This is a genomic window from Streptomyces zaehneri (assembly GCF_032248645.1).
Taxonomy (GTDB): Bacteria; Actinomycetota; Actinomycetes; order Streptomycetales; family Streptomycetaceae; genus Streptomyces; species Streptomyces coriariae.
The window spans coordinates 202762-219753 of record NZ_JASTTJ010000002.1; the positions used below are offsets into that span (position 1 = coordinate 202762).

Consider the following 16992-nt stretch of genomic DNA (forward strand, 5'->3'; position numbering starts at 1 on the left):
CTCGCACACGGAAGAGGACTCACGGAAGAAGGCGTCCATGAACCAGCAGCCCACCCCCCTCGACGAGAGCGCCTCGGCACCGGCCGTCAGCCGCGAGCGCGCCGACCTGCTGGAGGCGCTCGCCAAGCAGCGGCACTTCCTGCGCTTCACCACCCGCGACCTCACCGACGAGCAGGCCGGGCAGCGGACCACCGCGGGCGAGCTGTGTCTGGGCGGCCTGATCAAGCACGTCGCCTCGGTCGAGCGGGGCTGGGCGGCGTTCATCCTGGAGGGCGCGTCGGCGATGCCCGACTTCACCAAGATGACCGAGGAGGACTTCGCCAGGCGTGCCGACGAGTTCCGGATGCTGCCCGGGGAGACGCTGGCGGGGGTACTGAAGGACTACGACGCGGTGGCTCACCGCACCGACGAACTGATCGCGTCCCTGCCCGATCTGGACGCTGACCACGCGCTGCCGGCGGCCCCCTGGTTCGAGGGGAACGCGCGGTGGTCGGCCCGCCGCGTGCTGCTGCACATCGTCGCGGAGACCGCCCAGCACGCGGGGCACGCGGACATCATCCGCGAGTCCCTGGACGGCGCGAAGAGCATGGGCTGAGGCCCCTCGCGGAGGACCGTCACCCGACCTCGAGGACATGCGTATGCCAGGCCGCCAGGGCCACGAACAGCCCGGCGTCGGTCAGTTCGCCGCCGTCCCGGTCGTACGTCTGTGAGGTCAGGTCGGTCAGGCGGTGCTCACGCCCGGTCAGTGGCTCGTCGCGGTTCTCGTTCCCTTGACGGTCTCCGTAGGGCCGGTCACAATCCCCCCATGGATGTGACCGGTCACATATCACGCCCGTCAGAGACCGCCGCGCAGCGCCTCACCGTCGACCTCGCCGACTCCGAAGGTCCGGTGCTGCTCGGCGCCAACGGCGCGCTGTACGGGCTCGGCGACGACGGCGTGCCCGGCGACGCCGTGCTCGCACCGCTGAAGATCACCAGCATCACGCAGAAGCCGGAGGGCGGCGCCCAGCACCCCAACGGGGACGCGCTCTCCGTCTCCGGGTCGTTCTTCCGCAACGGCGGCGGCGAGATCAACGTGATGATGCAGGACGTCTACGCCGAGTGGCCCTACGAGAACCTGGGCATCGACGACTACCTCACCAAGGTCGACAAGATCGTCGAGGAGGTGTCGGCGCACCCGCACGGCGACCGCTTCGTCCACATCCCCTTCAACGAGCCCGACCGCATCTGGTACGACCTCGGCGTCCCCGACCGCGCGCGGTACGAGGCCAACCGCGACCGGTTCTTCCAGGACTGGACGACGGTGTACCGGCGCATCCGCGCCCTCGCCCCCGGCGCGAGGATCGCCGGGCCCAATGAGACCGGCTACCACACCCGCCTGATGACCGACTTCCTCGCCTTCGCCCAGCGGGAGAACGTGCTGCCCCAGGTGGTCACCTGGCACGAGTTGGGCCCGGACTCGCTGCGGGACTTCCAAGGTCACCACGACGACTACCGGGCGATCGAGCGCCGGTTGGGCATCGCACCGCTGAGGATCAGCATCGACGAGTACGCCAACCGCCGTGATCTGTCCGTGCCGGGACAGCTCGTGCAGTGGGTGTCGATGTTCGAGCGGAACAAGGTGTACGCCAACCAGGCCTACTGGGACGCCGCCGGCAACCTGGACGGCAACGTGGTGCGCACGAACATCCCCAACGGTGGCTGGTGGTTCTTCCGCTGGTACGCCGGGCTGACCGGCGACACCGTGCGGGTCACCCCGCCGCGGCCGCACACCGTCGACACCCTCCAGGGCCTCGCCTCGCTCGACACCTCGCGCCGTCAGGCCCAGGTGCTGCTCGGCGGCTCCGACGGCGACGTGGACGTCGTGGTGCGCGGCGTCCACCGGGCCGTCTTCGGCCGCGCGGTCGTCGCGACCGTCGCCGAGGCCGCCTGGTCGGGCTACGAGGGACAGCACGCCGCTCCGCGGGTCCTCGCCCGCACCGCGCTCGAGGTGGCGGCCGACGGTTCGGTGACGGTGCCGCTGCGCGGCGGGCACCGGATGTCCGCGTACCGCATCGTCCTCACCCCGGGCGGCGCCGGCACCCCGTCCGCCCCGGCCGTGCCCTGGTCGGCGTCGTACGAGGCCGAGGACGCGGCGATCACCGGCGGCCGGGTGCGGACCCTGGGGACGGTCGCCGACCCAGGCGGCTACGCGGCCTCCGGCACGAAGGACGTCGGCTCCCTCGACAGCGCATCCAGCAGGGTCGACTTCACGGTGACGGTCCCGGCGGACGGGCGGTACGACCTGGCGATCCTCTACGGCAACCAGTCCGGCGCCCCCGCCACCCAGAGGCTGCTCGTCGACGGCGCGGACCCGGTCACGGTGACCTACCCCTCCACGCAGAACCGGGCCTACCGCGCCAGGAAGGACCTCGGTGTCGAGCTGTCGGCCGGCACCCATGTGCTGACCCTCGCCAAGGGCGACGCCGAGGTCACCCTCGACCGCCTCGACCTCACCGCGCGCGCCGGCGCGCCGTCGGCGTCGTACGAGGCGACCCTCGCCGACATCGACGGCAGCCCGTCGTACGACTACTCCTCGTCGGCCGGAGTGGGCACGGGCGCCCTGGTCCTGCGGGAGGGCGACCGGGCCGTCTTCGACGTCTACGCCCCTCGCGACGGCTACTGCACGGTCGTGCCGCGGGCCTCGGCGGCGGTGCGCCTCACGTTGCACGGCGAGCGGGTGACGGCGGCGCCGGACCGGCCCCTGCGGCTCTACCTGGTGGCGGGCAACAACCGCGTCGCACTGACCGCGCGGCACGCGGCCGTCCGGTCCCTCGACGTCTCGGGGGCGGGCTCCACCGACGGCACCCTCTCCTACGCCGCCGCCTGCGCCACCCTCACCGGAGGGGCGAAGCTCGTCGACTCCGCCCACGCCTTCGGCGGCTCCTGCATCGACGAGCTCGGCAACAGCCCTTCCAGCACTGCCGAGTTCACGGTGCACGCACCCGAATCCGGCCGCTACATGCTGGTCGTCCACTACGCGCACGACGACCGCCGCGACAACGGCCACGCCTACAACACCGACATCCTGTCCCGTACGGCGGATGTCACCGTCGGCGCCGGAGCACCACGAAGGCTCACCTTCAAGAACACCTGGAGCCGGGAGGACTACTGGACCCTGGGTCTCCCCGTCGACCTGCGCAAGGGCGCCGAGAGCGTGACCTTCCGCAACGCGACGGGCCGGGCCCCGCGCATCGGCCGCATCGAACTGGGCCGGGTGGTCAGCCGGTCGTAGGCCGACGCGCGCCGCTGCCGCGGGGTCAGCGGCCCACGCCGATCAGGCCCGTGAGATAGCGCCACAGCGACGAGCGCTGCCGGACGGCCGGATCGGGCAGTCCGATCCCGGCCGGTTCCTCGGCCGGGGCCTGCGAGGACGGCGGCTCCGGCATCGTGGCCAGTTCGTAGCGCACGGGCAGCGAGCGCAGGCCGCGCATGAAGGGCGAGGAACGCCAGGGGAGTTGATCGGCGGGGAGGGCGAGGTCCAGATGGGTGAACCGCTCGAACAGCCGGGCCACGCCGACCGCCGCGACCGTCGACGCGAGCTCACGCGCCGGGCACTGGCGAGGGCCGGCGCCCCAGGCCAGGTGCGCCCGGGTGCTGACCGTGGTGCCCGACTCCACGTGGTCGGCGAAGAGCGGGTCGGCGTGCGCCGCCGCGGAGGAGACCCACACCGGGTCGCCGGCCCGGATCGTGTAGTTCCCGAGCCGGGTGTCCGCGGCCGCGAAGCGCGGCACGAAGTTCACCAGCGGCGGCTTGCGCATCACCACCCGGTTCATGCTCTCCCTGACCATCCCGGCGGACAGGCTGGCCCGCACGCCGCCCTCGCCCGAGACGACCTCGACCACGGTGTTGGAGATGAGGATGCCGACATGGTCGGAGGTCATGCCCAGCAGCATGAACAACTCGCGGGCGAGCTGGTCGAGCGAGAGGTCGGGATGCGCGGCCAGCAGGTACGAGGGGAAGTCCTCCCCCGGCTTCTCCAGCTTGCCCGCCGCCAGTTCGGCGAGCGCCGCCAGCAGCCGCTCCAGGGCGGGTTCCGCGTCCGGACCCGCGTCCAGTACCCGCCACATGTCCATCAGCGCGTCGTCGCCCTGCGAACCGGGGAAGCCGAGCAGCCGGCTGGCCACCATCAGCGGCAGCGGCCGGGAGAACTGGGCGGACAGGTCCGCCCAGCCCGTGCCGCCGGCCTGCCCCACCAGGCTGATCAGTTCGTCGGCGTAGGCGCCGACGGCCGTCTTCAGCCGCTTGGCCTGCGGATGGCGCGGGTCCTGGAACGGCTTGAGGGCCGCGTCCCACGCCGTGCGCAGCGGCCGGTAGCCGGGGCCGCCCTGGATCAGCACATGGTTGACCTCGAGGGAAGGTCCGAGCGGCCAGTCGGCCGGCACCCTGCCCTCCGAGCGGGCCCGCCACTTCTCCAGTCCCTTGGGCCACGCGGCGTCGTCCTGGAGCACCTCGAGCGACTCGCGGTAGCCCAGGACCAGCCAGGCGGGCACTCCCAGCAGGTCGACCGGCGCGACCGGGCCGTGCTGCTGCCTGAGCCGCTCGTACACGAGCGAGGGGCGCGTCTCGTAGTCCCGGGTCAGCAGCGGCTGCGGAGTCATCGTCTCCAGCCGCGCGCCGTCCAGGTCCACGGATCCGCCGTCACCCACCTGCGATTCCATCGCTCCGCCGCCCTCCGGCACTCCCCGTACCGGCGCGTCGTCATTCGGTAGCCGGAACCGGTCGGACCCTATCCCAGGACCCGCCCCAGGTGAACGACGGGGGCAGCGCGACCCGCGCGATCCCGGGACCGCCGCCCCGAGTGCGGCGCCACCCCGCAAGTACCGCGCCGCGCCACGACCTTCCTCCGCTACGGCTCGTCCTCACAGCCGGACGGCAGGGCCGTGGAACGCGGGTGCTCGGGAAGTGCTCACAAGAACACAGCGGGCGACGGCACGCTTGTCACCGGCCCGCAGGGAACGGGTCGGCGGTGTCGCGAAGCGGTCAGGCGTCCGTGACGGTCGCGGTGACGGGAGTGCCGATCTCGACGGTGCGGCTGACGGTGCACTGCCGGTCGTGGGAGACCGCGACCGCCCGGGGCAGGATCGCGCGGGCCCGGTCGCCGGAGGCGCCTTCGGGAAAGCTGACGGTGAAGGTGACCGCGAGGTCGGTCATCCGGTTGCCGAACTCGTCGCCGACCTTCTCGCCGGTCACGGTGACGGTGAACTCGGCGGGCTCGACGTGCCGGCCGGTGGCCGCGTCGACGTCGGCGGCGGTGCAGCCGCCGATCGCCGCGAGCAGGAGTTCGACCGGGGTGAAGTCGGTGCCGCCGTCGGCATCGGAGCGGGTACCGAAGCCGATCGTGCCACCGCGGACGTTCGTCGCGGTGAACCGGCCGGCGCCGGTCCGCTCGATGGTGACGAGGCGCTGGGAGTCTTCGCTCATGCCGATGACACTAGTGCCGCGCCACCGGCACGCCACACGGGCAGAACCCCGTCCCGGCCACCGGCTCGCCCCGCCGGGCGGCAAGGGGGACGTTCCACGAGCGCTGCCACTGCATGGTGCAGGTGGCCGGGCGGCACGGCGTCGGCGGTAGGCCGCTCGCACAGGTGGACGACGACGCGGAAACGGCAGGGCGGGCCCGAGGGGGCGACGGCCCGGCCCCGGCCCGGTGTCGGCTGGGGCGTTTCTTTTGGATCGGGTCGGATCAGGCCGCGGTGTCCGGTGCGGTGCATCGCAAGGCGGAGCATGATCCGCGTACCGGGTGTACGCGGGTCGGGCGACCACGCCGCGAGATGCCGTGCCGGGCGCCGCGGACCCGGGCTGATCCAAAAGAAGCGCCCTACCTAGGCGCCCCGGCGTACCCGGGCGGCCGCGCGGGCCTCGGCGGCCCGGCGGGCATCGGCGGCCTTGCGGGACTCGCCACCGCGGCCGGGCCGCCCCGGGCGGGTGCCCATACCGCGGAAGGGTGCGCCGCCGCGCGCCGGACGCTCCGCGGCGGCCGGCCCGTTGCCGCCGATGGGGACGCCGGAGGGCGCCTGGGCGCCGGTGATGCGGCTCAGCTCGGCCTCGCCGGAGCGGATCGGTGTGATCTGCGCCCTGATGCCCGCGTCGGACAGCAGTCGGGCCATGTCCCGGCGCTGGCTGTGTGTGACCAGCGTGACGACGCTGCCGGACTCGCCGGCCCGTGCCGTACGGCCGCCGCGGTGCAGGTAGTCCTTGTGGTCGGCGGGCGGGTCGACGTTGACGACGAGGTCGAGGTTGTCGATGTGGATGCCGCGGGCCGCCACGTTGGTCGCCACCAGCACCGTGACACGGCCGTCCTTGAACTGGGCCAGGGTGTGGTTGCGCTGGGGCTGCGACTTGCCGCCGTGCAGTGCGGCGGCCCTGACACCACTGCCCAGCAGGTGCCGGGTGAACTGGTCGACGGCGTGCTTGGTGTCCAGGAACATGAGCACGCGCCCTTCGCGGGCGGCGATCTCGGTGGCGGTGGCGTACTTGTCGGCGCCGTGCACCTGGAGGACGTGGTGCTCCATCGTGGTGACCGCGCCCGCCGACGGGTCGACCGAGTGGACCACCGGGTCGTGGAGGTAGCGACGGACCAGGAGGTCGATGTTGCTGTCGAGCGTGGCCGAGAACAGCATGCGCTGGCCGTCGGGGCGTACCTGGTCGAGCAGCTCGGTGACCTGCGGCATGAAGCCCATGTCGGCCATCTGGTCGGCCTCGTCGAGGACGGTGATGTCCACCCGGTCCAGGCGGCAGTCCTTGCGTTCGACGAGATCCGTGAGGCGGCCCGGCGTGGCGACGACCACCTCGGCCCCGGCCCGCAGCGCGCCGGCCTGCCTGCCGATCGACATGCCGCCGACCACGGTGGCCAGCCGCAGCTTCAGCAGCCGGGCGTACGGGGTGAGCGCGTCGCTGACCTGCTGGGCCAGCTCGCGAGTGGGGACGAGGACCAGGGCCAGCGGCTTCCGCGGCTCGGCACGTCGGCCGGCCGTGCGCACCAGGAGGGCCAGACCGAAGGCGAGCGTTTTGCCCGAGCCGGTGCGGCCTCGCCCCAGGACGTCCCGGCCCGCGAGCGAGTTCGGCAGCGTGGCGGCCTGGATCGGGAACGGCTCGGTCAGGCCGTGCCCGGCGAGCAGCTCCAGCAACTCGGCGGGCATGTCCAGTTCGCCGAAGGTCGCGGCGGCGGGAAGTGCGGGGGTGACGGTGACCGGGAGCGCGAACTCGGAGCGGTCATTCGTGCGAGCTGAACGGTTCAACGGAGAACCTTCCTCGAGGGGCACGCATCGAGGAATTCCCGGCGGGTGAGGCAATGAGCCGGATGAATTGCAAGCACGAGCCGAAAATGAGACTGAAAGAATTCCAGGTGAATCTGCGGAATCCCCTAAAAGCAGCAAGCTGGGGCCCGCACCACGTGGTGCGGGCCCCAGCTGCCTCATACGCTTTCGCGTCAGGCAGGCGTGATGTTCTCCGCCTGCGGGCCCTTCTGGCCCTGCGTGACGTCGAAGTTCACCTTCTGGCCTTCCTGAAGCTCACGGAAGCCCTGGGTGGCGATGTTCGAGTAGTGAGCGAAAACGTCGGGGCCGCCGCCGTCCTGCTCGATGAAACCGAATCCCTTTTCCGAGTTGAACCACTTGACGGTGCCAGTAGCCATGTCACATCTCCTTCGGGGCAGTGCCCAGAGGTCCACACCGTGTGGACCCATGCGTTGCCACAATGAACCCCGTCCGGATAAGCACCGGAGATACAAAAATGCCCGGCGACAGACAGTCGCCGAGGCACTTGAAGTTTCGGGAACCACAACTGCAACTAGCTTGAAGCCTAGCACGGTACATACAACCGCACTACCTTTCGCCCACGCGGCACCGGATCGGGCGCGCAAGCCTGTACGAAGTCAAATACACGCGAAAGGTTAATTTTCAGATTACACAAGGTGCGCCGCAGGCGAACTCGACCAGGGCTCGGGCGCGAGCCGGCGGTCGGACCGGCCGGTGAGCACGGCCGTCACCACCTCGGTGCGGGAGCGCAGTCCGGTGCGGGCGAACAGCCGGGACAGCCGGTTGGCCACCGCGTCCTCACTGAGCCGCAGCACCGCGGCGATCTGGCGGTTGGTGAGCCCTTCGGCGATCAGGGTCGCGAGCAGGCGCTCGTTCTCGGCGGTGGCCCGGGCGCGTCCCGGGACGGTGACGCCGGCCTCCCGCATGGCGGCCCTGGTGCGGAAGCGGGCCAGCGCGGAACCGGTCAGCCCGAACAGTTCGTACGCCTCGTGCAGCAGCGTGGGCGGCCCCGCGCCGGCATCGGCCGCGGCGACGAGGGTGACGGCCGTCTCGAACGGCTGGCTGCGCGAGCGTGCCAGATCCACCGCCTCCCGCAGGCCGTCCCGGGCGGTGCCGGGAGAGTCCTGCCCCGGCACGCGGGCCGACGCGAGCAGGAATCTCAGCCTCGTCCGTCCGCTGCCCGTCCGGTCGGAGATCCGCTCCAGGCGTTCCAGACAGGTCAGCGCCTCGCCGGTGTGTCCCGTCTCCGCGTACACCTCGGCGAGGGCGGCCCACAGTTCGTCGACGCCCGCGACATGTCCGTGGGCGTCCGCCGCGTCCAGGCCGCGCCGCAGTGTCTTCTCGGCGCCGTTCGGATCGCCGAGGGCCCGCTGCACCTCGGCCTCGACAGCGTCCAGCGAGTACTCCGGACGGCCCTCGCCCCGGTCGCGCACGCTGTCGAGGAGGCGGCGGGCGCTGGTGGTGCGGCCCCGGGCCAGGAGAATCTCCGCGGTGCGGGCGGGAATCAGACAGCCGTCCGCCGCGGGCGTGTGGATCCTGTTGTTCGCCAGCATCCAGCGGGCCGGCTCCAGCGCCTCGTCCCAGCGGCCCTGGAGGTGGCGCCGGAGGAACACGCTGCTCGGGTACAGCCGGTCGGGGGTCAGGCCCTGTGCGGCCAGCAGGTCTTCCGCCGCGTTGAGGTCCCGGCCGCTGAGCAGTTCGTCGAACATCGTGGTGGCCAGCGCGTACACGTGCTCGGCACCGAGGTTCGGGGCCTCGGGGAGAGCCAGCGCGCGCCGGAACCGCTCCGGCCGGCCCAGCACCATCTCCGCCACGGCCCGGAAGTAGCCGGGCTTCACCCGGCCGCGGACGTCGGTGGCCCACACCTCTTCCGTCCGGGCCAGCAGGTCCAGCGCCTCCTGCCATCGCGCCAGCCCGCACAGGGCCAGCGCCCGTCCGGTCACCGAAACCAGGCCCGGCAGCCGCAGTTCGTCCCACCACTGCGCCGTGGCCAGCCGGGACAGCGCCCGCCAGTCCGAGTCGTTGGCGGTCGCCGCCGTGAGGAGGTTCGCGGTGTCCTGCAGCGCATGGGGGCCCAGCACGTCCACCCTGTTGCGCAGGATCGACTCGGCGATGGTCCGCGCGGTCCGGTAGTCCCCCGCCTGGTAGGCGGCCTTGGCGTACCTCTGAAGGGCCGGGACGCGGTCCTCGGGCCGCTCGACGAGGTTGCCGACCGCCCTGCACCACCGGAGCACTCCCCTGCCCTCGGAGTCGGGGTGCAGCCGCTTCGCGGCGGTCGTCAACTCCCGTACCGCACGGTCGCGGTCGACCAGGTGCCCGGCTTCGGCGACCCGGTCCGCCAGGTAGGCCACCGCGTCCGGCTCGTCGGACAGCGCCACCGCCGGTGGCCCCGCCTCGTACGCGGCGCCCGCCGCGTCCCGCTCCGCCCACACCGCCTCCACCGCCGTGGCGGACAGCCGACTGCGTTCCAGCGGCCCAAGCCGCTCGCGGACGGCGTGTGCCGTCAGCGCGACGGCGAACGTCCATCCGTCTGCCGCGGCGCCGTCGGCCCCGGGCCCGACGTCGACGATCTCCGCGTCGATCAGTTCACGGATCGCGTCGCCGACCGTCTCGGCGGACAGTCCGGTCGCCACGGCGATCAGCTCCGCGGCCCGCCGGCCCAGCGGCCACAGGATGCTCAGTGCCCCGGCCACCACGCGGCACGGCTCACTCAGCGCGTCGAGCGCTGCGACGAACCGGTCGCCGTCCGGCAGCACCGGCGTCGGTGTCCGCACCCCGATGAAGGCGTGACCGTCGGCGACCCGGATCGCCCCTTCCCGCGTCCACCCGGTGAGCAGGGCGTCGATGGCGCCGGGAACCCCGTGCGTCAACTCCCTCACCCGCCGGGACAGACCACTGTCGGGTGTCGCCCGCAACCGCCGTGCCACCGCCGCCGTCGTCTCGTCCGGCCCGAGACGGGACAGCACGACCGTGTGCGCCCACGGCACGTCCGCCTGCTGTTCCAGGGGGCCGGCCGCACCCTGGTGCGGTGGCGTCCGGCCCTGGTCGTCCGCGGCGCCGCGGTCGTCGGGTGCCGCCCGGTGCCCGTTCCGGCATCGGGCGCTCCGCTCACCGCGCCCCACCGCGGAGGCCAGCAGCCGGACCGCGGACGGCACGCGCGCGAAGTCGGTCCCGCGGAGCACGGCCAGCGAATCCGCGTCGGCGAGGTGGAGGTCGTCCAACTCCACCACCACGGGCGTGGACCGCTCCAGAGCGGCGCGCAGCAGTGCGGCCATCGCGGTCCCGTCGCGCCGCTCGGCCGCGTACAGCGCCTCGGTGACCGGCTTCGCCGCGCGCCGGTGTGACGTGCCGGAAAGGTGCTCCTCCAGCGCCATCACCAGCCGCAGCGCGAGCAGCAGCGGCCGGGCGTCGTCGCCGGGAACGCAGCCCACCGCGAGCACGGGCGTGCCTTCCGCGCGCAGCCGTTCGGCGAGCGCGCGCAGGAACGCGCTGCGCCCGGCTCCCCGTTCGCCCCGCACGAGCACCAGGCGAGGTCCGGCCGGATCCCCGAGACGGCCTTGGACCTCGTCCGACTCCCGCTCGCGGCCGACCGGGCAGCCGGTCGAGCGGTCGAGGCTCGCGGCCGTGCCCCCGTGGACCAGCCAGGGGCTTTCGGAGGGAGCAGTCATGGTCCACCGGGTTCTCTTCGACGTCATGTGCGAGGCGGGTGGCACCGGACCCGACCGTGTGACGCGTCTGCGGCGGCCCCGCGGTCGGGCCGTCAACACTGCGCACCATTATGGCCATTTCCGTATGATCATTTCCTCTCGGGCAGCGGGCTCCGAAAGCACCGCGCCGCGAACGTTCCTGCTCCGGTCGGCCGTTCACACGCGCAGTACCGGACCAGGAGGAGTGGGCGTGCCGAAGTGCGGGCCTGTCGTCGGCAGGGACAACGAGCTCCGGGAAGTCACCGACACCCTGCTGGCCACCGGTGCCTCGGCGCGCACCCTGCTGCTCGTCGGCGGAGCCGGCACGGGCAAGACCGCCGTGCTGGAACAGGCCCGCCGAACGGTGGTCGGGCAAGGCGCCAGGGTCCTGCGCCTGCGCTGTCACGACGGTGCGAACGCGACCGGCGCAGCCGCCCTCGCCGACGGCGTCCACCAGGTGCTGACCAAGGTCCACGACCGCTGGAGCCCGGCCCGCACCGGTGCCGTCCGCCGGACCCGGCTGCGCAACAGCGGCCGCGGCGGCGAGTTGGCCCTGCTGTCCACGCTCGGCGAGGTGATCGCGGACGCGGCCGGTCACCTCCCGTTCGCGCTGGTGATCGACGACGTCGAGCGGATGCCGTCGCCGACCGCGTCCGCCCTCGCCCTGCTGCTGCGCGTCTTCCGCCCGGCCGGCGTGCCGATGGTGCTGGCCGGCCGGCCCGCACACCCGGGGGACGACGGTGTCCGGCAGCTCACCGCGGCGGCCGACCGGCTCCTCGAACTGCCGCCGCTGCGCCCCGCCGACGTGGAGGCCCTCGTGGTGCGGCACCTCGGCCGCCCGGTCGAACCGGCCCTGGTGACGGCGGTGGCGCGGGCGTTGGGTCCGATGGCGGGCACCCCCGAGGCCGTGCTGTCGGTGCTCGACTCGATGGCGGAGCGCGGCGACTTCCTGGAGCTCGACGGTCATGTGTGCCTGACCGAGCCGGAAGAGGAGCTGCGACTCACCACGGATGTGGCGCGACTGAGCCGGCTCTGCCGGCCGACCGGTCCCCCGGACGCCGCGGCCCCGGACGCCGCGGCCCTGGACGCGGGGGCCCCGGACGCCGCGGCCCTGGACGCGGGGGCCCCGGACGCCGCGGCCCTGGACGCGGGGGCCCCGGACGCCGCGGCCCTGGACGCGGGGGCCCTGGACGCGGCGGCAGCGGTGGCCCGCAACCTCGAGCACGCCGAGATACGGCTCGACGATCTGCTCCGGCTGAAGCCGGGCGGGCCACGCCGGGCCGGTCTCGTCGACCGCACGCTGACGCCACTGGTCGCGGACGGGATTCTCACCGTGGACGAGGACCGCCGCATCGCGTTCGCCGTTCCGGCCCTCGCGGCGGCGCTGCGCGCGCTGCCCACGCGTCATGCCGTGTCCTCGCTGCACGCCCTGATCACCCGGTCACTGACCGACCGGCTGGGCGCAAAGACGGCGGGGGGCGGCTGTCCCCGGCTGGCCGACCACGTGGCCGCCGCCGGGGCCGAGCTGGACGACGCCCTCGCGGTGGACGTACTGCTGGCGGCGGCCCGTGCGGACGCCAGGTCCGACTGGTCGCGATCGGTCCGCGCCTACTCCTCGGCGCTCCGCCGCCTGCCGCCGCACGACCGCCGCACCCCCGGCGTGCTGCGCGAGTCCGCCGAGCTGAGCCTGCGCCACGCCGATCACCCCGGCGCGCTGGCCCTGGGCGAACCGCTGTCCGCCTGCCTGGCCGCGCCCTGCGCCGAACAGGACCGGGAAAAGCCGGAGCACATCGCCGAGGCGCCGGACCGGGAAGGGCTGGAGCTCGTCGCCGGAGTGTGGGCGCTGGCGGCGTTGCACGAGCACCGGTTACCGCCGTGCGGCGTCGACGCCGACGCCGACGCCGACGCGGGTCCCCGCGGCTGTGCCGCGGTGGAGCACGCGCCCGCCGTGGCCGGCTTCGCGGCGCTCGTCGGTCCTTACGGGCTCGGTCCGGTGACGCCCCGTCCGGGTGCGCAGGCCCCCCGCGGGCCTGCCGCCGCCGACCCCCGGCCCGGTTCCGGGCCCCTGCCCTCGGCGGCGGAACTCCGGCTGCTGGCCGGGGCCGCGGGCAGCCGCGCCGGGCTGCCGGACGTCCTGCCGCCCGGCGCGGACGGCGTCCGGACCCTGGACCGGCTTCGGACCGCGACCGCACACGCGGACCTGGCCGGCGCCCTGGCCGCCGTGCTCGGGGACCGCTACCCGGGGGCGGGGAACAGCACCGCCGCGCTGTACCACGCCATGGTGCGCGCGTATCTGCGAGGCGACTGGGACCGGGCGCTGGCGTCCGCCCGCCGGATCGAGGCGCGCAGCCGGACCCGTGGCATCGCGGCCGGCCCCGCGCAGGCCGCCCGGGCGCTCGCGGCCGACATCCACTGCGCGCGCGGGGAGTTGGGGTACGCACGGGCGTGGCTGGAGCTGGTCCCGGGCACCGTGACCCACCCGCTCGTCGCCTGGGCGAGGCTGGGGGTGCGGTACTGGTCGGGCCAGGTGGAGGAGGCGATGGAGGGGGCGCTCGGCGAGGTGCGACGGGCTCGGCAAAGTGGTCTGCTCTCGGGCATCGAGAAGGTGCTGGTGCGGTATCTGTCGTTCGCTCTGCTGGAGGGCGTGCCGCAGGCCATGCAGCGGGCGCTGGACGAACTGGAGGCGCTGGACGAGGAGGTGGGCTCCTCCATGACGCGCGAGGCGGTGCTCCTGGGCCGAGGCGTGGTGCGCCGCGACGTGGACAGCGCGCTGGCCGCTCTGCGGGCGGTGCGCCGACGGGGCGACGCGTACCTGGAACTGCTCTGCCACCTGGGCCTGGTGGAGATCGGCGACGACTGCGAACGATGGCTGGCCGAGGCCACCCGCGGAGCGCAGGCGCTGGGCATCGGGCGCGCCACCCGTACCTCGCTCGGTCATATGACGCGGCGCCGGACCCTCGTCCTGCCGCGGGTGCGTCCGGCCAGGGACGAGTTGAGCGAGCAGGACGTCGAGCTGACCACGATGGTCAGCCGGGGGGCGACCAACCGGCAGATCGCGGCGCGGCTCGTGTGGAGCGAGAAGACCGTGGAGCGGCGGCTGACGCGGCTGTTCCAGCGCACCGGCTGCCGCTCCCGGGTGGAGCTGGCGGCGGCCTGGCTGGACGGCAGCCTCGCCCGCCGTGACCTGGTACCGGACGGCACGCGCGGCGCGGCCGGAGGTTCGTTCCCCGCGCCCGGCCCCGGGACGCCGTCGAGCCGGCGCTGACGTGCGGTGCGCAGGCCGCGGCACACCGGCCGGTGTCTGCGGCCGGACGCCCGACGTCGCGGACACCGCGCGCCGGGCACGGCCGCTCCTCGGCCGGCGGGTCAGACGAGGCGGACGGCGTGGGTGTCGATGGGCAAGCCGAGTCGCCCGGTGTCCAGGGAGCCGTCGGCGTTCACCTGGAAGTTCCAGTCGGCGTCGTCGCCGATATAGCCGAGCACCAGGAGCGCGTCGGTGCCGCGCAGCGCGGCGTCCCGCCAGTTCTCGTCGCGGAACTGGGCGGCGGTCACCACGAAGAGGCGGCGGGCGTGTGCCCGGGCGGTCACCAGGGCGGTGCTGTCCGGCTGCGAGGTCTGAAGGGCCGACGGTCGTCGGTCGGAACCCGTCGGCACGCTGTCCCGGAAGGCCAGGGCCTCGTCCCGGGTGGCCGCGGTGCGCAGCCGGGGCGACCTCGCGCCCAGCCCGTCGGTGACCGACGCGGTGGCCGCCGAGCCCACCAGGACGACCGTGGCGAGCGACCCGACCGGTCCCGCGATCAGTTCGGTGATGAGGGCCTGCGCCAGGGACAGGACATCGTTGTCCTCACCTGTCAGGGCTATCGCCCCCGACAGCAGCGAGAGGTCGACCAGCACCCTGTCGCCTCGATGACGGCCGAGGGTGACGGTCAGGGAGTAGGGATGCGCCGGCTCGGCGCCCCCGTTCGCCGGACTCGTCAGGTCCTTGGGCTCCACCCACCACTCCTTGCCCGAGAGGTCGGCGGTCCATGGCGCGGGCGCGGGTGTGTCGGCACCGGCGAGCAGCAACGTCAGCCGCTGACCCGAGTGGATCACCGCATGCACCTCGGGCAGCGCGCGTGCGCTGTGCGCCCGCCCCTCGGCCACGGCCCTCAGCCCCAGGGCGACCGTCTCGAGTTCCTTGCGGTGGACGCCCGGTCTCGCGGTACGGACCTGTCCGGGCAAGGAGTCGCGTCTGCGCAGGATCCATGCGGCGGCCCCGAGCAACACCAGGACGAGCACCACGGACGGGACAATGGACGCGATCATGCGGCCACCTTTGTTACTAGAAGTTGCCAGAACTGGTCACCGGCTCTGCGGCGACGCCGTCCGCGGTACTCCGCGGGCGCGTCGCCAGGGGCCCGGTGGCACCCGGGGGAAATGCCGCCGCCGATCGACCGGCAGCCGTGGGAGACGTCGAAACGCGTTTCCCCCGCCATCGTGGTGCTTTCTCCCCTTCCGGTGGAAGGCGCGACCGCGAACCTTGCCGGTCCGTACAGGGAGAACGGCCCGGCCGCTCGCGCCAGGTTTCCCTCGGTCGACGGGCGTGGGGCTCCTGGCAGGGAGGTCCGGTCTTCCCGGGTGGCAGCATCGCCCTCCTGAACTCGTGGAAAACCTGTGTGATTTGGGGGGCGCATGCCTCGGCAAGCAGTCGGCGAGACCGTGCGCGTGGCGATCCACGCGCCCGCTCCCCTGGTCCGTGCCGGACTGGCCGGCTTCGTCGCACTGGACCCGCGTCTGCACGAACTGCCGCGGGACAGGATCGGGGAGGCCGACGCCATCGTGGTCGCCGTGGACGTGGCGGACGCCTCCGCCCTGGACCTGCTCCACCGGCTGTGCGACAAGCCCGGCGCACGTTTCCTCGTGGTGGTGGGCAAGAGGTGGCGGGCCGACCTGTCGGCTGCGCAGAGGCGGGGCGTCCGCGCCGTGGTGTGGTGGGACTTCTGCAGCCCGGACGTCTTCGCCCGATCGGTGCGCGCGGTGGCCGGCGGCGAGGAGAGCGCGATCCCTTCCCGACTCGCTCCCGGGCGTCCGGCACGCGAACCCGAGCGGGCGGAGCACCACGTCGTCGCCTCCCGCAGCCGGGCCGAGCCCCGACTGAACGCGCGCGAGGTGGACGTGCTGCGCCTCATCGCCGAGGGAAAGCAGTGCGACGAGATCGCGATCGAACTCTCCTACTCCGAACGCACGGTGCGATACATCCTCTACGGCGCGATGAAGCGGCTGCGGACGCGCAACCGCGCCCACGCCGTCTCCCACGCCATCCGGGCCGGGCTGATCTGAGCCGCCGACGGCGGGAAGTCTCCTCGACGGCGCGTCGCACTCCCGGCACCGGTACGCGTGGCCCGCGGAGCTCGACCCGATGGCACGGATCGCGGGACTCGGACTGGAGCGGCGCGTCGCGGACCGGGACGGCGCACCGTTCACCCAGGACTCCACGAAGCACGTCTCCGTGTGGCGCAAGCCGACCTGACACGCCATCTTCCAGGACGAACTCCCCCGACGCGTACGGCGACGTGGATCGGTGATTGGCTGTCCCCGTTTCCGGCAGCCAGTCCATCCCCAGGAGGCCCCGTCATGAGCAGTTCCTACGCACTCGAGTACAAGGTCGTCACCTTCCGCGAGTCACTGATCGGCGACGCGCTGGACAGCGACAAGCTGGAGAAGGTCCTCAACAAGCACGCCGAGGACGGCTGGGCCCTCAAGGCGATCACGTCCGCCGACGTCAAGGGCCGGATCGGGCCCGGTGCGGTCGAGGGCCTGCTCCTCACGCTGGAACGTCCGCGCCGCTGACCCCCGCGGTCCTGCCTGCGGGTGCCGCTCCGCAAAAGGCCGTGGAGCGGCACCGGCCGCGCCTTCGGATGCCTCCGGTGTTCCGCCGGTGTTCCGCCGGTGACACCCGCGGCCGAAAAGCCCTCAATGGCACCTGAAGTCGCAAAGCTCCCTGTTGTATGGCTGCCGTATGGCTTCAC

At 73.2% G+C, this 16992-nt stretch carries 11 protein-coding genes and 1 pseudogene; 6 read left to right on the forward strand and 6 right to left on the reverse strand.

Annotated features, from left to right (window positions below):
- Nucleotides 1-37 precede the first annotated feature (37 nt).
- Together QQM72_RS03790 and QQM72_RS03795 are read left to right on the forward strand one after the other, a co-directional pair.
- A complete protein-coding gene (locus QQM72_RS03790; RefSeq protein WP_314219332.1) occupies nucleotides 38-595 on the forward strand; it encodes a DinB family protein in 558 nt (185 codons plus the stop codon).
- Between the two features lie 210 nt (nucleotides 596-805).
- Complete coding sequence (locus QQM72_RS03795) at nucleotides 806-3274, forward strand: CBM35 domain-containing protein (protein ID WP_314219333.1); 2469 nt, start codon at nucleotides 806-808, stop codon at nucleotides 3272-3274.
- A gap of 25 nt (nucleotides 3275-3299) precedes the next feature.
- Here QQM72_RS03795 and QQM72_RS03800 read toward each other — a convergent pair whose 3' ends face one another.
- From QQM72_RS03800 to QQM72_RS03820, 5 genes are all read right to left on the reverse strand, one after another.
- The gene (locus QQM72_RS03800) at nucleotides 3300-4700 is read right to left on the reverse strand and encodes a cytochrome P450 (RefSeq protein ID WP_314219334.1); all 1401 of its coding nucleotides are present in this window, start codon (nucleotides 4698-4700) and stop codon (nucleotides 3300-3302) included.
- Nucleotides 4701-5022: 322 nt separating this feature from the next.
- Nucleotides 5023-5463, reverse strand: coding sequence for an OsmC family protein (locus tag QQM72_RS03805; protein ID WP_314219335.1), 441 nt, complete (start codon nucleotides 5461-5463; stop codon nucleotides 5023-5025).
- A gap of 401 nt (nucleotides 5464-5864) precedes the next feature.
- Nucleotides 5865-7280 (reverse strand): DEAD/DEAH box helicase, encoded by a 1416-nt coding sequence (locus tag QQM72_RS03810; RefSeq protein ID WP_314219336.1) that lies wholly within the window; start codon nucleotides 7278-7280, stop codon nucleotides 5865-5867.
- 191 nt (nucleotides 7281-7471) lie between these two features.
- On the reverse strand, nucleotides 7472-7675 hold the full coding sequence (locus tag QQM72_RS03815) for a cold-shock protein (RefSeq protein WP_020125862.1): 204 nt from the start codon (nucleotides 7673-7675) through the stop codon (nucleotides 7472-7474).
- 270 nt (nucleotides 7676-7945) lie between these two features.
- A complete protein-coding gene (locus QQM72_RS03820; RefSeq protein ID WP_314219337.1) occupies nucleotides 7946-10966 on the reverse strand; it encodes a helix-turn-helix transcriptional regulator in 3021 nt (1006 codons plus the stop codon).
- 229 nt (nucleotides 10967-11195) lie between these two features.
- Here QQM72_RS03820 and QQM72_RS03825 point away from each other — a divergent pair, with 229 nt between their 5' ends.
- Entirely contained in the window at nucleotides 11196-14249 is a 3054-nt protein-coding gene (locus QQM72_RS03825; protein WP_314219338.1) for a helix-turn-helix transcriptional regulator, read from the forward strand.
- A 101-nt stretch (nucleotides 14250-14350) separates the two neighbouring features.
- Here QQM72_RS03825 and QQM72_RS03830 read toward each other — a convergent pair whose 3' ends face one another.
- The gene (locus QQM72_RS03830) at nucleotides 14351-15289 is read right to left on the reverse strand and encodes a hypothetical protein (RefSeq protein ID WP_314219339.1); all 939 of its coding nucleotides are present in this window, start codon (nucleotides 15287-15289) and stop codon (nucleotides 14351-14353) included.
- Nucleotides 15290-15655: 366 nt separating this feature from the next.
- Here QQM72_RS03830 and QQM72_RS03835 point away from each other — a divergent pair, with 366 nt between their 5' ends.
- The 3 genes and pseudogenes from QQM72_RS03835 (at nucleotide 15656) to QQM72_RS03845 (ending at nucleotide 16813) form a co-directional block, all read left to right on the forward strand.
- Nucleotides 15656-16303: a helix-turn-helix transcriptional regulator gene (locus QQM72_RS03835; protein WP_314219340.1), complete on the forward strand. Its 648-nt coding sequence runs from the start codon at nucleotides 15656-15658 to the stop codon at nucleotides 16301-16303.
- Between the two features lie 37 nt (nucleotides 16304-16340).
- Nucleotides 16341-16493: pseudogene (locus tag QQM72_RS03840) on the forward strand (SAM-dependent methyltransferase); the annotation flags it as partial.
- A gap of 104 nt (nucleotides 16494-16597) precedes the next feature.
- Nucleotides 16598-16813 carry a DUF4177 domain-containing protein gene (locus tag QQM72_RS03845; protein WP_054240582.1) on the forward strand — a complete coding sequence of 72 codons (216 nt, stop codon included), beginning with the start codon at nucleotides 16598-16600 and terminating at the stop codon, nucleotides 16811-16813.
- The last annotated feature ends 179 nt before the right edge of the window (nucleotides 16814-16992 follow it).